Origin of the sequence: Limimonas halophila, from assembly GCF_900100655.1 — a bacterium.
GTDB lineage: Bacteria > Pseudomonadota > Alphaproteobacteria > Kiloniellales > Rhodovibrionaceae > Limimonas > Limimonas halophila.
Genome location: NZ_FNCE01000003.1, coordinates 83,459 through 98,201, shown reverse-complemented (window position 1 = coordinate 98,201; position 14,743 = coordinate 83,459). Strand labels below are relative to the sequence as shown.

Here is a 14,743-nt window from a genome sequence, read left to right as displayed (position 1 = left end):
TCAGCTCGCCGCCAGCATGCGGTCGACGGCGCGGCGCGCGTCGGCCGCCACGCCCGGATCGACCGTCACCTCGGGGCTCAGGGTTTCGAGCGATTGCCGGATCTTGGGCAGCGTGATCCGCTTCATGTGCGGGCAGAGGTTGCAGGGGCGCACGAACTCGACGTCGCTGACCTCGGCGGCGACGTTGTCGCTCATGGAGCATTCCGTGACCATGAGCACGCGATCCGGCCGCCGGTCGCGTACGTAGCCGATCATCTGCGAGGTCGAGCCCACGAAGTCCGCCGCGTCCAGCACGTCCGGCGGGCACTCGGGATGGGCGATGACCTGAAGGCCAGCGTGGTTCTCGCGGTAGTTGGCGATCTCCTGCCCGGTGAAGCGCTCGTGCACCTCGCAGTGGCCCTTCCAGGTGATGATCTCCACGTCCGTCTGGCGGGCGACGTGCTTGCCCAGGTACTCGTCGGGCAGGAAGATCACCCGCTCCGCGCCCAGGGATTCCACGATTGTCACGGCGTTGGAGGAGGTGCAGCAGATGTCCGAGGCCGCCTTCACGGCCGCCGAGGTGTTCACGTAGGTCACCACGGGCGCGTCGGGGTAGCGCTGGCGCAGCAGCGCGATGTCCTCGGGCGTGATGGACTCCGCCAGCGAGCAGCCGGCGCGCACGTCCGGGATCAGCACCGTCTTGTCCGGGGACAGCAGCTTCGCCGTCTCCGCCATGAAGTGCACACCCGCCTGGACGATCACGTCCGCCTCGGTCTCCGCGGCCTTGCGGGCGAGCGCCAGGGAATCGCCCACGATGTCGGCGACGCCGTAGAAGATCTCCGGCGTCTGGTAGTTGTGCGCCAGGACGACGGCGTTGCGCTCCCGCTTGAGCCGCAGGATGGCGTCGATCTCCGGCGCGTAGGCGGGCCACTCGAAGGGCGGAATGACGCTCTTCATTCGGTCGTATAGGTGGTCAACGCGCTCGGCCACCTCGGCTGTGTAGGTGGGGGCCGTGTCGGCGGGGGCGCTGTCGCCCGGCTGGACCTCGAGGGCCATGCGAGTCTCCTTATGCTCAGTATGAGCATTTTACCGGCCAAAAAGATGTGGCCGATTGTCCGGCCACCCTGTTTTTTCACGGGTCAATTTTTCGCCCGAGGCGTGCCGCCTCGACCGAATTGACCCTTTCGGGTTTTTTTCACGGGTCAATTTTTCGCCCGAGGCGTGCCGCCTCGACCGAATTGACCCTGTCCTTATGCTAGGTTTGAGCATAAGGGTGTCAATCCCCAAGGGCGACCCCGCTCCTCCCGATGCAGCGTGTCCCGCCGTCGTCCGCCCGGCGTAGCCTCGCCAACGTCGGGTCCATGGGCCCGCGCGATCGACACCGCACGGAGAAACGACATGCGCCGCATTGCCTTCCCGCTGGCAGCCGCCGCGCTGCTGGCCGCCCCCGCCGTCGAGGCGAGCTACGGCCTCTACGTCGGCCGCAACCTGACCGCCGACGGCGAGGTCTACATCGGCGGCACGGGCGACGAGGTTTCCAGCCACTACCTGCGCATCGTGCCGCACCAGACGCATCCCGAGGACGCCACGATCACCGTCGGCGTCACCGAGGACGCCAGCATGTACGGCGGCACCGACAAGCCGGGCAAGCTCACCGAGATCCCGCAGGTGCCGGAAACCTACGCCTACATCTCGATGACCTACACGAACTGGGAAGGCTTCCCGCCGCCGCTCACCAACGGCGGCCTGAACGAAAAGGGTGTGGCCGCGCGCGACATCTGGTCGCCCTCGCGCAGCGAGCTGATCGAGATGACGGAAGCGCCGCAGACCGGGCCGCAGTACAGCGACCTCGCCCGCATCGTCATGCAGCGCGCCGAAAGCGCGCGCGAGGCCGTGGAGATCACGGGCGAGCTGATCGACAAGCACGGCTACTCGACCTACGGCGGCAACTCCCACCTCTTCGCCGACCACAGGGAAGGCTGGGTCTTCATCAACTTCGCCGGCAGCCAGGGGCTGTGGGTCGCCAAGCGCCTGGGCCCGGACGAAGTGCGCATGTCCTACCCCGGCTACATCGGCGAAATCCCCAAGAATTTCGAGGAGTCCGAGGACGTCCTGGCATCCGACAACCTGATTTCCTTCGCCGAGGAGCAGGGCTGGTACGACCCCGAGGGCACGGACACTTTCAACGTCCACGAGGTCTACGGCGCCCAGGACGCGCCCATGCGCCGGCCGACGGTGGAGGAGATCGAGGGCAAGCTGCGCGACCTCGCCCCCGGCATGACCTTCCGTGAGTTCCTCAACGTCGTCCGCGACCCGGCCATGTCGAAGGACACCAACGGCTACGGACAGGCGGCGCGGCTCAGCGGGGACGTGGACCACGACGCCTTGCGCACGCTGTGGGTCGCGCCCACCGGCTCGGTGACAGCACCCTTCATCCCCTGGCGCATCGGCGTCACCTCGGTGCCGCCGGAATTCCGCAAGCACCGCTATCTGACGAAGGGCTCGGACTCCACCTTCGTCACCGAGGAAGCCGCACGTCAGGAGGGCACCGAGTTCGCCGGGCGCGTGTTCAAGCGGCTGATGTACTTCACCTGCACCAACGCGGACACATACCTGCCGGAGGTCACCGAGGCCCTGACGGCCTTCGAGGACGCGCGGCTGGCGGAAACGGACGAGGTGGAGGAAACCGCGCGCACGCTGCTGGAGAACGAAAAGAGCAAGCTGGCGCGGCAGGTGCTCACCGACTACAGCCACACGCGTGCGGCCGCCGCGCTGGACCTCGGCCGCGACCTGCTGGGCAGCATCGAGGCCCGCACCAAGCTGCTCGATGACATCCCGGTGATCGAAGCGGAACCGATGGGCAAGCTGGACTACGAGATGGTGACCTGCCGCTGACCCGTCGCGAGCGCCGGCGACCGCTTATGCCGGCGCTCCGCCCGCGCTGTCGCCCAGGTCGCGGTGGCTGAGCACCGGCTCGCGGCCCAGGCCGCGCAGGATGGCGGCCAAGTCCTCGGCCACGGCGACGGAGCGGTGGCGCCCGCCCGTGCAGCCGACGGCGATCGTGAGGTAGCTCTTGCCCTCGCGCTCGTAGCGCGGGACCAGGCGGCGCAGCATGGCCGCCAGCCCGGCGCGCAGCGCGGGGTAGTCCGGGTCCTGGCACACGTGCTCGCCCACGGCCGGGTCCAGGCCCGTCAGCGGGCGCAGCTCGGGATCGCTGTGCGGGTTGCGCAGAAAGCGCACGTCGAAGACCAGATCGGCCTCGCGCGGCACGCCTTCGCGGAAGGCGAAGGAGGTGACGAAGATCGCCATGCCCGCCTGGCGGTCCAGGCCGAGCTGCGCGGCGGCCAGATGCCGCAGGTCCTTGGGATCGAGCGTGGAGGTGTCGATCGCCATGTCCGCGCGCGTGCGCAGCGGCTCGACCAGGCGCCGCTCGGCGGCGATGCCGTCGCGCACGGGGCGCTCGCGCGCCAGCGGGTGGCGGCGGCGCGTTTCCGTGTAGCGGCGCTGGAGCACGGCGTTTTCGCAGTCCAGAAAGGCCAGCGTGACCGCCAGCGCCGGATCGGCGCGCAGCGCGTCCAGCGCGTCCAGGAAGGGCTCGACGGCGAAGCTGCGCGAGCGGATGTCGATGCCGATGGCGACGGGGGTGTCACGGCCGTCCTCGCGCACCACGGCGTCCAGCAGGTGCAAAGGCAGGTTGTCCACGACCTCGTAGCCCACGTCCTCCAGCGCGCGCAGGAAGGTGGAGCGGCCGGCCCCCGACATGCCCGTGACGAGCACGACGCGGCGCGCGGCGGCGGGGTCGGCGGGTGGCGGCGCCTCGGTCATGGCGGTACGATCCTGCGGTGTGGGGCGCGAGCCTGCGCCGCAGCCCCCGCGCACCGCAAGCAACACTTTCGCGACGGCCGCCGGGTCGCCCGCGTCCAGCTCGGCGCGCGGGACGGTGATGCCGTCGAGCGTGACCTCGGCCGGATCGGGCAGGCGGACGGTGGTGCCGGGCACGAGGTCGACCACCAGCGCCACGGGCGCGCGCTCGATGCGCGGCGCGGCGAGCAGCCCGGCCCCGCGCCCCTCGATCGCTGCGGGCAGGCCGGCCGGGGCCGTCGCGACCGCCTCGCCGCCGTGGGCGGTCAGCTCGGTCTGGTCGTCCGCCACCAGGGCGGCGCCGGCTTCCGCGATCAGCCGCAGCGCCAGCGCCGACTTGCCCGCGCCCGACGGCCCGCGCAGCACCACACCCCGCCCGTCGAGCGCGACACAGGTGGCGTGGATGCGGTGGGTCATGGCAGCCGAACTTACGCGTTATCCTCCCCGCTCAACAGCGCCGCAGCGCTGGCGTGGCGCGTAAGATCGGTGCGTGCGCGCGCCTCTTCGATGGCTTGGCGCGTGGCCTCGTTGGGCGTCTTCTCTTCGAACCGCAGCTGCCCACGCCGTTCGATCGGCGGATTGCCGCTTGCGCGGCGACGCCGCAGGCGGGCCTACGGCCAATCCGCCCTACACAACCGCAGGGAGACATCATTTTCTCCGAGAAGGGTAACGTAGCACTGTAGGGCGGTTTCGCTGCCACGCAGCAAACCGCCCGTTTCCACAAATCATATTTGGTCGTGCGTGCCCGGTCCATCCGCCACGGCACACCGGTGTCGAGAGACGGATGGGATCAAACAACCTTTCGTTCGGTCATGAGAGACCCATTCATCTCGATGCCACGCTGGTATCGAATGACAGATGCTCCCAAAGATCATCTTTGGTCTTGGGCGGGGAGGCGGACGGTGAAGCGTGCGCCGGTGATCGTGCCGTCGGCGTCGCGGCGGTTTTCGGCGGTGATCGTGCCGCGATGGGCGTCGACGATCTGCTTGCAGATGGCGAGCCCCAGACCGGAGTGGGTGCCCGCTTTTTCGGCCGTCGGGCGGTCGGTGTAGAAGCGCTCGAAGATGGCCTGAAGCTTGGCCTCGGGCACGCCGGGGCCCTCGTCGTCCACCGTGACCTCCACCCAGCCGTCCACACGGCGGGCGGTGACGGCGATCGTGCCGTTGGGTGGGCAGAAGGTCGCGGCGTTTGCGATCAGGTTGCGGAAGACCTGGGCCACCCGCGCCTCCAGGCCCGGCACGATGAGTGCGTCGCGCTCGCCGTCCGCCCCGTGCGGCAGGTGCAGTTCGAACGCCGGGCCAGTTTCCTCGGCGCCGGCGCGCTGCACCTCCACAAGCGCCTCCAACAGCCGCGCCAGCTCCACGGGCGCGGTTTCCGCGCGCGACAGCTCGGCATCCAGGCGCGAGGCGTCGGAGATCTCGCTGATCAGGTGATCCAGGCGCTGGACGTCCTCCAGGATGATGCCCATGAGCTTCTTCTGCTGCTCGGGATCGTCCACGCGCGAGACCGTCTCCACCGCGCTGCGCAGCGAGGTCAGGGGGTTCTTGATCTCGTGCGCCACGTCGGCGGCGAAGCGCTCGATGGCGTCCAGGCGGTCCCACAGCGCCTCGGTCATCTCGTTGAGGGCCGCCGAGAGGTCGCCGATCTCGTCGCCGCGCTGCGAGAGGTCGGGGATGTTGGCCTGCCGCCCGCGCGCGTGGCGCACGGCGTCCGCGGCCTCCGCCAGCCGGCGCATGGGCCGCGCGATCGCGCGCGTCATGTAGAACGACAGCAGCAGCGTCACGCCCAGCGCGATGCCGAAAACGATCAGGATGTCGGTGCGCCGGTCGCGCACGGCCGCCTGGATGTCCGTGCCGTTGCGCGAGATCATCAGCGCGCCCAGCACCTTGCGGTAGCGCTGCACCGGCGAGGCCACCGTCAGCACGAGGCCGCCCTCGCCGTTGCGGTAGACCCGACCCGCGCCCTCGCCCTCCAGGGCACGTTCGACGGCGCGGTAGTCCTCGGCGCTCTGGACGGCGTTTTCCCGGTAGCGCGGAAACTCCCCCACACCGGGCACATGGCGCAGCACCCAGCGGTAGGCGTCGCTGAGCGCTGCGGGGAGGAAGGTCGTGGAATCCGGCGGCGGCAGGTGTTCCACGCGCACCTGCCCGCCCGCGCCCAGCAGCGCGAAGCTGTCCGCCATCATGCGGCCGTCGCGGGTGAAGACGCGCGCGCGGATGTCGCGCCCCGCCGCCAGCACGCGCAGGGCGTGCCGCGTCGCCTCCGGCAGCAAACGCTCCTGCCCGCTGGCCGACACCACGGCGGCGCTGTTGGCCAGGGTGGTGGAAAACGCGCGCGCCTGGGTGCGCAGCGCCGACAGTTCCGCCCCGATCAGGCTTTCCCGGTATTGCTGAAGGTGCAGCAGTCCCAGCACGGGGATCAGCAGCACCAGCACGTTGATCGCCAGAATCCGCCACAGCAGGGGCGACCGCCACGCCTGACGGTGGCGGCGGCGCCCCGCCGCGCGCACCGTGCGCCGCGCGTCCTGCTCGCCTGCGGCTTGGCTGGTTCCGGTGTCGGCGTCAGGCATCGCGGTAGCGGTAGCCCACGCCGTAGAGCGTCTCGATCTGCGCGAAGTCGTCGTCCACCGCCTTGAACTTCTTGCGCAGGCGCTTGATGTGGCTGTCGATCGTGCGGTCGTCGACGTAGATCGCCTCGCCGTAGGCCGCGTCCATGAGCTGATCGCGCGACTTCACGTGCCCGGGGCGCTGGGCCAGCGTTTTCAGGATCAGGAACTCGGTCACGGTCAGCGTGACCTCCCGCCCCTTCCAGGTGCACAGGTGCCGCGCCGGGTCCAGCGTCAGTTCGCCGCGCACGATCGTCTGCTCGCCCTCGTCCGTCTCGGTGCCCGCCGCCAGCCGCTCGCGGCGCAGCACCGCGCGCACGCGCTCGATCAACAGGCGCTGCGAGAACGGCTTGGTGATGTAGTCGTCCGCGCCCATGCGCAGGCCCACCACCTCGTCCACCTCGTCGTCCTTCGAGGTCAGGAAGATGATCGGCAGGTTGGACTCCTCGCGCAGCCGGTTGAGCAGCTCCATGCCGTCCATGCGCGGCATCTTGATGTCCACGATCGCCACATCCACCGGCTGCGTCCCGATCCCGCGCAAGGCCTCCTGCCCGTCGGCATAGGTGCGCACCTTGTAGCCCTCCGCCTCCAGCGCCATGGAAACAGAGGTCAGAATGTTGCGGTCGTCGTCCACCAGCGCCACGGTTTCCGGCATGATGCGGTCCATCCCCTTTTGACCGGCATGTAAGGACGCCACCATCCGGAATCCACCGGACGGGCGCCTTTCACGCGATAACCGCATTCCAGGCCACCACCCCGCGCCACAGCTTGGCACAATCGTGACGATTCCAGGGCAACGCCGGGCGTTGCATCCCATGCGTCAGTCTGGCGGACGCCCGCCAAGGTGAGATCGCGGGGCTGTCTTGGGGAAGGTGCCGGACGCCCTATCGTGGTCAATCTTGGGAAAGGTGCCGGACGCCGTTTCGTAAACCCGCCGATGCGGATGAGCTACGCACCCAGCGCCATCGCGGTGGTCTCGGCGATGACGAGCAGCGCGTCCGCAAGCCACGGCAGGGCGACGTGGTACCCGCCCAATACCGCCGCCACGGCGCCAAGAGCGAGGAGCGCCAGCAGGATCGCCGCCACGCGGCGAAGGGTCAGGAACGCCGCCGCGCGCCAGACCTCCTGCGGATGGTCCTCCGTGAATCCGGCCGCAAGCTTCTTTCGTTGCCAGTCTCGCCACGAGCCCGGCAGCGCGACGGTGACCACGGCTGCCGCAGCCACCACGGCGTGGGCGAAGCTCGGCAGCAAGGTCGAAAACAGCATGATATAGACCCACCAGACCGCCGGGTCGCCCGGCGTCTCCCGCACGCGCTGGAGAACACCGGCCACGTCGATCAGCGCCGCCTCCGCCCCGCTTGCCAGGGCAAGCGCGTTCAGCCCCTGCAACCCCGCGGTCACGGCAACGGCCAGCACCCCCAAGAAGATCACCGCCGCGAGCGCGTCCACGACCCCGTTGCCCAGACTGGACCAGGTTCCGCCGGCCCGGCTGAGTAGATGCCGGGTCAGGCCGAGCGAGAGCCAGTCCGCCACGGAATTTATCAGCGGCAATGCGGCCAGGAAGACGAGCAGGCTTCTGCCGGATTCGTTCATCTCTAGCCACGAGCGCGAGCAGATCAAAATCACTGCAAGTACTAATAACCCCAGCAAAAAAACAGATACAAATAAAACGTAATCCAATCCAGATTTCTCTCTTCCAGATAACTGATGGTCGAGCAAGCTTACGATGATAGCAACACCAAATGCACCGAAAAGTGTTGCTACAGCTAAAGTGGCGGCAACAATGGCAGATCCGGCGACAGCCAAAGCAATAGCGACATAGCCGGCGACAGCAATGGCGACAGCCGCAGTGAAATTACCAGCAACAAGGCCTGTGGAAGCTGTAGCGACAGCAGTGGAAAAAGTTAGAACGACATATCCAGTCACAGCAAAAGCGACAGAACTAGCAGAACTTACACCGACAATAGCAGCGCCAGCGGCAGCGGAATAGAAAGCAATAGCCCGCCAACCACGTGTTTGCTCGCCCCAGGCCACCGCGCCCAATGAGATCGCCAAGAACACAACCGTGAGCATGCGCGACTCAGGCCCTATCGTCGCCGGCAGCATGCCATCTATACCAGAAGTATTCTGACCGGTAGCGGCCCAGACCAACAATACAGTTATGATTGGATAAGCCACCGCCAATCGCAGGCACCAGTCGTAGCTTCGTGCGCTCCACGGATGCGCACCCAGACGGTTATTGAGAAAGGTCAAAAGGCCCTGCCGGAGCGCGCGATAGGTCTCCTCCGCGCCGGGTACCAGATGTGGGCGCGCCGCCTTGTCGGCCTCTTCGCGGAGGCCGGGGGTGTCGCGCGTTCCGACGCGCCACAAGAGCTTGACGTGAAAGAGATACAACCAGCCGATGCCGCCGACCAGGACCAGGGCCAGAGCCGCGACACCGGGACTCAGGCCCAGGGCATCTGTGAGAAATTCCTTGAACCAATCCATATCGCCGCCGCGTTCGGCCGCCACCAGCGCGCGAAGGATTGTCCTGAAGTGGCGCGGCGCGTGTAAATAGCTGGGCGGCTAAACCCGGTCCGACGAGCCGTCTTCAAGCTCGTCGTGGGTCACCTCGGCCAAGCGCGCGATGAGGCGCAGCGTCTGTGGATCGTCGTGGCGCATGGTTTTCACGAGCTGACGGATTAAACGTCGCTTCTCGCTGTTCTGGGCCGGCTGATCCGCGACATCAAAAAGATCGGGGAGCGTGACTCCAAGTGCACGCGCCATGCGCGCGGCAACATAGGTGGAGGTTCCCGATCGCCCAGTTTCGATGGAAACAACCGTGTTCTCCGAGCGACCGATCTGCTCGCCCAACTGAGCTTGGGTAAGCCCTGCCTGATCCCGCAACTCCGCCAGTCGACGGCCGAAGGCTTTGCAGAAGCGGCGGTCTTCTGAGTCGAGGTCGCTCGCCATGCCCCAAACGCTGCGGTTGCGGCGTTCGGGAAGGAACACAGTCCATTCAAGGATTTCTAGACATTGAAGGCTGAATGTTGTAACTGCAATACAAGTGAGGCTGAGCCGCGGTCATGCGGTTGTAGGTGAATCAAGGCCTCAGCGGGTCACGATGCCTCGGGGTAGCCGCCGAACGGCCGTAGGAGTTGTTTCAATGGTCGACGAGCTGCCGGGTACGCGGGCGGTCGCGGCGGAAACGGCGCGGATCGCGAAGGTCGTGGCGGGGTTCCGGGCGATGCACGGGCTGGCGCGGCGGGAGGTGGCGGCGGCGCTGCGTGTTTCGCGCGAGCGCATCGCGCTGTACGAGTTTGGCGCCGCCGGCGTCTCCACGACCTACGCCGGCGGGCTGGTGCAGATGTGCGGCGCCGATCCGGCGCACCTGCTGACGATCCTGTTCCGGCCGGACGGCTGGCCGGCGGAGGTGGTTCCCTTGCCAGACCCGCCGACGGTGATGGAAACGGCGCTGCGCTTGTGGCGCCAGGAACCCGCCTCGGAACGACAGGCGCGGACGCTGCTTGCCCACCGGCTTGCCGCCGCACCGCCGCCGCGGCGAAGCGCGCTGATGGTCATGCGCGACCCGTTCCGCGCCCTGCCCCGACGCACGGCAAACAGACCATGACGAAAAACGTCATGGCTCAGCCCACCTGAAGGTCGAACTGGCACCTTCCCCAGACAGCCCCGCAATCTCACCCGGACGGGCGTCCATTGGATTGACGGCAGCAATGAAACACGCCTGCGTTTAGGCGGATTGCCGCTCGCGCGGCGAATCCGCCTTATACTTCATTTCATAGAGCGGACGACATGGCCTCATTCTGTCTTTCTCCTGAAGGAGAAAGAACCCTAACGCGATTCCGCCGATATCACCCGGCCGATGGTGAATGTCGCTTACTGAGCACGCGTATTACGACCCTGGCACCTTTCCCAAGACAGCCCCGCGATCTCACCCTGGCGGGCGTCCATCGGACTGATTGAAGCGATAAAACACGCGCGTGTTTTAAAAAGGGCTGGCGCGTCGGGTGGCGGTGACGCGCACGCCTGGGGCGGGGCGTTCGAGAAGGACGTCGGGGCGGAAGCGCATGAGGCGTGCGGGTCGGCCGCCGGTGTCGGTGGCGACTTCGCCGGTGGGTTCGACGAGGTTCTGGCGCATGACGAGGCGGCGGAAGTTCTGCTTGTGCAGGCGCACGCCGGAGAGGGCCTCGGCGGTGCGCTGGAGGTCGAGCAGGGTGAACTCGGCGGGCAGCAGCTCGAAGAGGACGGGGCGGTATTTGATCTTGGCGCGCAGCCGGGCGATGGCGGTGGCGAGGATGCGGCGGTGGTCGGCGGCCATGGCCGTGCCGGGCAGCTCGGCCACCCAGGCGGGGACGCCGCGGCCCGCGTCCTGCCAGGCTTCGGGGACGAGCCCGGCTTCGTAGAGGAGTTCGTAGCGTTCCAGCGCGCGCTCTTCGTCCCATGCGGGGGTGTCGGGGGCGGGGGTGTCGGGGCCGCCGAAGGTCAGGCGCACGCGCTCGCGGCGGTGGCGGCGCTCGGCGGGGGTGTCGCCGCGCTCGGCCCAGCCGCGCAGGTGCTCGACGATGGCGGTGCGGGCGGCGGGGACGCCGTCGCGGGCGTCCTCCCACGGCAGGTGGGCGTACCAGTCGCGCCAGGCGGCGTCGGACACACCCACGGGCGCGGCCGTGTCCACGAGCGCGAGGTAGGCGACGGAGATGTTGCGGTCGCCGCCGCCGGGATCGCCGCCGGCGTGGACGCGGTCGCGGTCGCCGAAGGTGTAGAGCTGCTCGACGTAGCCGAGGCGCAGGCGGGTTTGCCGCTCCACCCAGGCGCGCAGCCCGGCCTGGAGGGTGCGGTGCTCGGGGCCGAGCGGGCCCCAGGGAAGGGCGTCCGCCCCGGCGGTCGGCGGGCGCACGGTGAGCACGCGCGGGGTGCCGGCGCCGACCGCCACGATCACGGCCGTGAGGTCGACGGTGACCGCGCTGGCCCCGGTGGCGAGGCGGGTTTCGGTGTCGATGCCGTTCACGGTCATACCGCCGTCCGTTTCGCGACTGCGAGCCGCTTCTGAAATCAAGCGCCCCAACCCCCTCTATGGTCTCCCCCTTCCCCCGACGCGGGGAAGGGGGAGACGGGTTTGGTGCGACAGCTCCAAAGCCAGAGGGGGATGGGGTCACGCCGGCGCGCACGATCCCTGATCAGCTCGCTGGCATCACCCCATTTCAGCAACGCGCCCCGGCACCAGCTCGGCCGGTGCCAGGCCCGTCAGGGAAGCCAGGCGCGCGCGGACGGCATGGGCGCCGGACCCGCCGGGTGCAACCGATTCGATGGCACAGTCGAGGGCCTCCCCGGCGCGCGTGACCCGCACGACGAAGGAGTCGAGCCGGCGCACCCGCGCGATCGCGCCCAGACAGGCAGCGGCCATGCCGCGCGCGTCCCCGGCGCCCGCTTCCAGTGCGAGGAAGGCGTTGCCGGCCAAGAGGTCGGCGGGTTCGGCGTCCGCGACCCTCGCCCGCTCGCGCGCCGTCTCGGCAAGATCGGCCCCGGCCCGCAGCACGGCCGGCGTCAGCGGCACCAGCAGCGCGCGGCCGGCGGCGGCGAGACCGGCCCACCCGTGTTCATTGTCCGAAGCGGTTTCGGTCATGCCAATTCCATGCGTTTACGAAATATCAACCCGGCTTTGGAAGCATCCCCTGTAGGTTGCAGGAGGCGCCGGCGACGTTGCCGCAAACGCGAACCCGAACCGCCTCCTGTGCCAAAATCCGAGTGGGAGAGGCCCGGACGCCACTGTGGGGTTGGGGGAACGACCGGCCTTCCCGCGAACCGCCGGCGCACAGCGCCGGCGGTTTTTTCGTGCGCCCTCAGCCCGCGCCGTGCATCGCCCGCCACACGCGCTCGGGCGTGGCGGGCATGTCCAGGTGGCGCACCCCGTAGGGCTGGAGCGCATCCACCAGCGCGTTCATCACCGCCGGCGGCGCGCCGATGGACCCGGCCTCGCCCGCGCCCTTGATGCCCCAGGGATTCGAGGGCGTGGGGATGTCCTCCACGAAGGCAATCTCGAAGTCCGGCACGTCGGCCGCGCGCGGCATGGTGTAGTCCTGAAAGGTGGCGGTGAGGAGCTGGCCGCTGTCGGCGTCGTAGACGGTGTGCTCCAGCAGGGCCTGCCCGATGCCCTGCACCGCGCCGCCGTGGATCTGTCCCCGGAGCATCAACGGGTTCAGGATGGTGCCCATGTCGTCGACGATGACGTAGCGCACGATGTCCACGTGGCCGGTGGCCTCGTCCACCTCCAGCTCGCAGACGTGGCAGCCGTTGGGATAGGTCAGCCCCGCCTCGCTGAACTGCGCGGTTTCGTCGACGCCGCCCTGCAACTCGGCCGGCAGGTCGGTGCCGTGCGCGGCCTCGGCGACCGCCTGGAAGGACACCGCGATGTCCGTGCCGGCCACGGCGAAGCGGCCCTCGGCGAAATCGAGGTCGGACGGCGAGGCTTCCAGCAGGTGCCCGGCGATCCGCTTCATGCGCTCGACCGCCTTGTCGGTGGCCGCCGTGGCCGCGCCGCCGCCCATGATGACGGAGCGCGAGCCGCCCGTGCCGCCGCCGCGGTTGAGGTCGCGGGTGTCGCCCTGGCGCACGCGCACCTGTTCGGGCGTCAGGCCCAGCTTGTCGGCCACCATCTGCGCGTAGGCCGTGGCGTGCCCCTGCCCGTTCGACTGCGTGCCCACGGAGAGCGTCACCCCGCCGTCGGCGTCCAGGCGGAAGCGCGCCTCCTCGCTGCCGATGCCGCCGCAGCACTCCAGGTAGCTGGCGTGGCCCAGCCCCCGCAGCTTGCCGCGCGTGCGGGCCTCCCGCTTCCGCTCCGCCAGCCCGGCGGCGTTCGCGTTCTCCAGCGCCGTGTCCTGCAAGCGGGCGAACTGGCCGCAGTCGTAGGTCAGCCCGGTGGCGGTGGTGTGCGGCATGGCCTCCGGCGGGACGAAGTTGCGCCGGCGCAGCGCCGCCGGGTCCATGCCCAGCTCGCGCGCGGCCGTGTCCATCAGCCGCTCGATCAGATAGGCGGCCTCGGGCCGGCCGGCGCCGCGATAGGCGTCCACGGGCACGGTGTTGGTGAAGGCGACGCGCGTGCGCCCGTAGACCGCCGGCACGACGTAGGCGCCGGGGTACATGCGCGCCCCCGCCTGGGTGGCGACGAAAAGCGCCATGTTGGAGACGTAGGCGCCGATGTTGGCGACGGTGTCGATCCACAGCCCGGTGATGCGCCCGCTGCCATCGAAGCCGAGCGCGGCGTCGGTGACGTGGTCGCGGCCCTGGCTGGCGCTGACGAAGTCGTCGCCGCGGCTGGCGGTGAAGCGCACGGGGCGGCCGACATCCTGCGCCGCCAGCAGCACCAGGACCTGATCGGCGTAGAGGAAGATCTTCATGCCGAAGCCGCCGCCGACGTCCGGCGTGGTGACGCGGATGCGGTCCTGATCCACGCCCAGCACCTGCTCCGCGAGCTGCCGGCGCAGCCCGAAGACGCCCTGCGTGGCGGTGGCGAGGTGCCATTCCCCGGTTTCGGCGTCGTAGCTGCCGCGCGCCGCGCGCGGTTCCAGCGCATTGACCACGACGCGGTTGTTGACGAGTTGCAGGCGCGTGACGTGCTCGGCCTGGGCCACGGCGTCGGCCGTCCCGTCGGGATCGCCGATCTCCCAGTCCAGCGCGAGGTTGTTCGGCGCCTGCTCGTGCAGCTGCGGCGCGCCCTCGCGCAGCGCCGCCGGGCCCTCGGTGACGGCGTCCAGCGGCTCGTAGTCCACCTCGACCAGCTCGGCGGCGGCGTCCGCGACCTCGGCGCTCTCGGCGACGACGGCGGCCACGGGATCGCCGACGTGGCGCACGCGCCCGCGCGCCAGCACGGGATGGCCCGGCGTCACGCCCGGATTGCCGTCGCGGCCCTGCATGGGGGCCAGACACGGGATGTCGCCGATGCCCCGCGCGTCCAGGTCGGCGCAGGTGTAGACCGCCAGCACGCCGGGCTGTTCGCGCGCCTCGGTCGTGTCGACGGCGCTGATGACGGCGTGCGCGTGCGGGCTGCGCACCAGCTTCAGGTGCGCGTCGCCGGGCTGGCCGAGGTCGTCGGTGTAGCTGCCGTGCCCGGTGAGCAGCCGCGTGTCCTCCACGCGGCGAACCGCCTGGCCGAAGCCGAACTGACCCATGATGTCTCTCCCTCTCGTCGTCGCCGGGGACAGTAGAGCACACGGCGCCGCGAACGAAGGGGGCGCGTGGCGTGCGCCGGGCTGCCCGCCGTGCGTTATTGACCGTCCGGGGGAGGCTCCCCACATGCGCTGATGC

11 protein-coding genes are annotated in these 14,743 nt (G+C 69.2%); 2 read left to right on the top strand and 9 right to left on the bottom strand.

Going from position 1 to position 14,743, the window contains the following annotated elements; translation table 11 throughout:
* Positions 1 to 1,035, bottom strand: a complete 1,035-nt coding sequence (gene nadA / locus BLQ43_RS05950) for a quinolinate synthase NadA (RefSeq protein WP_090019228.1) — start codon at positions 1,033 to 1,035, stop codon at positions 1 to 3.
* Positions 1,036 to 1,377: 342 nt separating this feature from the next.
* On the opposite strand from nadA, the gene BLQ43_RS05945 reads away from it, so the two are divergent.
* Positions 1,378 to 2,874: a C69 family dipeptidase gene (locus BLQ43_RS05945; RefSeq protein WP_090019227.1), complete on the top strand. Its 1,497-nt coding sequence runs from the start codon at positions 1,378 to 1,380 to the stop codon at positions 2,872 to 2,874.
* Between the two features lie 24 nt (positions 2,875 to 2,898).
* Here the strand turns inward: BLQ43_RS05945 and rapZ are convergent, their stop codons facing one another.
* The 5 genes from rapZ to BLQ43_RS05915 all read right to left on the bottom strand — a co-directional run bounded on the left by rapZ (position 2,899) and on the right by BLQ43_RS05915 (position 9,397).
* On the bottom strand, positions 2,899 to 4,257 hold the full coding sequence (gene rapZ / locus BLQ43_RS05940) for an RNase adapter RapZ (RefSeq protein WP_090019226.1): 1,359 nt from the start codon (positions 4,255 to 4,257) through the stop codon (positions 2,899 to 2,901).
* A 454-nt stretch (positions 4,258 to 4,711) separates the two neighbouring features.
* Positions 4,712 to 6,409, bottom strand: a complete 1,698-nt coding sequence (locus BLQ43_RS05935; protein ID WP_090019225.1) for a sensor histidine kinase — start codon at positions 6,407 to 6,409, stop codon at positions 4,712 to 4,714.
* A complete protein-coding gene (locus tag BLQ43_RS05930) occupies positions 6,402 to 7,100 on the bottom strand; it encodes a response regulator transcription factor (protein ID WP_090019392.1) in 699 nt (232 codons plus the stop codon). Before BLQ43_RS05930 ends, BLQ43_RS05935 begins: the two co-directional genes overlap by 8 nt.
* Before the next feature lie 293 nt (positions 7,101 to 7,393).
* The gene (locus BLQ43_RS14305) at positions 7,394 to 8,932 is read right to left on the bottom strand and encodes a threonine/serine exporter family protein (protein ID WP_143006175.1); all 1,539 of its coding nucleotides are present in this window, start codon (positions 8,930 to 8,932) and stop codon (positions 7,394 to 7,396) included.
* A gap of 78 nt (positions 8,933 to 9,010) precedes the next feature.
* Positions 9,011 to 9,397 (bottom strand): helix-turn-helix transcriptional regulator, encoded by a 387-nt coding sequence (locus tag BLQ43_RS05915; RefSeq protein ID WP_090019222.1) that lies wholly within the window; start codon positions 9,395 to 9,397, stop codon positions 9,011 to 9,013.
* A 193-nt stretch (positions 9,398 to 9,590) separates the two neighbouring features.
* Here BLQ43_RS05915 and BLQ43_RS05910 point away from each other — a divergent pair, with 193 nt between their 5' ends.
* A complete protein-coding gene (locus tag BLQ43_RS05910) occupies positions 9,591 to 10,055 on the top strand; it encodes a hypothetical protein (protein WP_090019221.1) in 465 nt (154 codons plus the stop codon).
* 375 nt (positions 10,056 to 10,430) lie between these two features.
* On the opposite strand, the gene BLQ43_RS05905 is transcribed toward BLQ43_RS05910, so the two are convergent.
* The 3 genes from BLQ43_RS05905 to BLQ43_RS05890 all read right to left on the bottom strand — a co-directional run bounded on the left by BLQ43_RS05905 (position 10,431) and on the right by BLQ43_RS05890 (position 14,607).
* Positions 10,431 to 11,456 carry an NUDIX hydrolase gene (locus tag BLQ43_RS05905; protein ID WP_090019220.1) on the bottom strand — a complete coding sequence of 342 codons (1,026 nt, stop codon included), beginning with the start codon at positions 11,454 to 11,456 and terminating at the stop codon, positions 10,431 to 10,433.
* Positions 11,457 to 11,633: 177 nt separating this feature from the next.
* Positions 11,634 to 12,065 (bottom strand): hypothetical protein, encoded by a 432-nt coding sequence (locus BLQ43_RS14300; RefSeq protein ID WP_143006174.1) that lies wholly within the window; start codon positions 12,063 to 12,065, stop codon positions 11,634 to 11,636.
* A gap of 217 nt (positions 12,066 to 12,282) precedes the next feature.
* The gene (locus BLQ43_RS05890) at positions 12,283 to 14,607 is read right to left on the bottom strand and encodes a xanthine dehydrogenase family protein molybdopterin-binding subunit (protein ID WP_090019217.1); all 2,325 of its coding nucleotides are present in this window, start codon (positions 14,605 to 14,607) and stop codon (positions 12,283 to 12,285) included.
* Between the last annotated feature and the right edge of the window lie 136 nt (positions 14,608 to 14,743).

What these genes read in the sequence shown, in the direction of transcription:
- nadA (WP_090019228.1), bottom strand. Translation starts at nt 1,035, where the DNA reads ATGGCCCTCGAGGTCCAGCCGGGCGACAGCGCCCCCGCCGACACGGCC.
- BLQ43_RS05945 (WP_090019227.1), top strand. Translation starts at nt 1,378, where the DNA reads ATGCGCCGCATTGCCTTCCCGCTGGCAGCCGCCGCGCTGCTGGCCGCC.
- rapZ (WP_090019226.1), bottom strand. Translation starts at nt 4,257, where the DNA reads ATGACCCACCGCATCCACGCCACCTGTGTCGCGCTCGACGGGCGGGGT.
- BLQ43_RS05935 (WP_090019225.1), bottom strand. Translation starts at nt 6,409, where the DNA reads ATGCCTGACGCCGACACCGGAACCAGCCAAGCCGCAGGCGAGCAGGAC.
- BLQ43_RS05930 (WP_090019392.1), bottom strand. Translation starts at nt 7,100, where the DNA reads ATGCCGGAAACCGTGGCGCTGGTGGACGACGACCGCAACATTCTGACC.
- BLQ43_RS14305 (WP_143006175.1), bottom strand. Translation starts at nt 8,932, where the DNA reads ATGGATTGGTTCAAGGAATTTCTCACAGATGCCCTGGGCCTGAGTCCC.
- BLQ43_RS05915 (WP_090019222.1), bottom strand. Translation starts at nt 9,397, where the DNA reads ATGGCGAGCGACCTCGACTCAGAAGACCGCCGCTTCTGCAAAGCCTTC.
- BLQ43_RS05910 (WP_090019221.1), top strand. Translation starts at nt 9,591, where the DNA reads ATGGTCGACGAGCTGCCGGGTACGCGGGCGGTCGCGGCGGAAACGGCG.
- BLQ43_RS05905 (WP_090019220.1), bottom strand. Translation starts at nt 11,456, where the DNA reads ATGACCGTGAACGGCATCGACACCGAAACCCGCCTCGCCACCGGGGCC.
- BLQ43_RS14300 (WP_143006174.1), bottom strand. Translation starts at nt 12,065, where the DNA reads ATGACCGAAACCGCTTCGGACAATGAACACGGGTGGGCCGGTCTCGCC.
- BLQ43_RS05890 (WP_090019217.1), bottom strand. Translation starts at nt 14,607, where the DNA reads ATGGGTCAGTTCGGCTTCGGCCAGGCGGTTCGCCGCGTGGAGGACACG.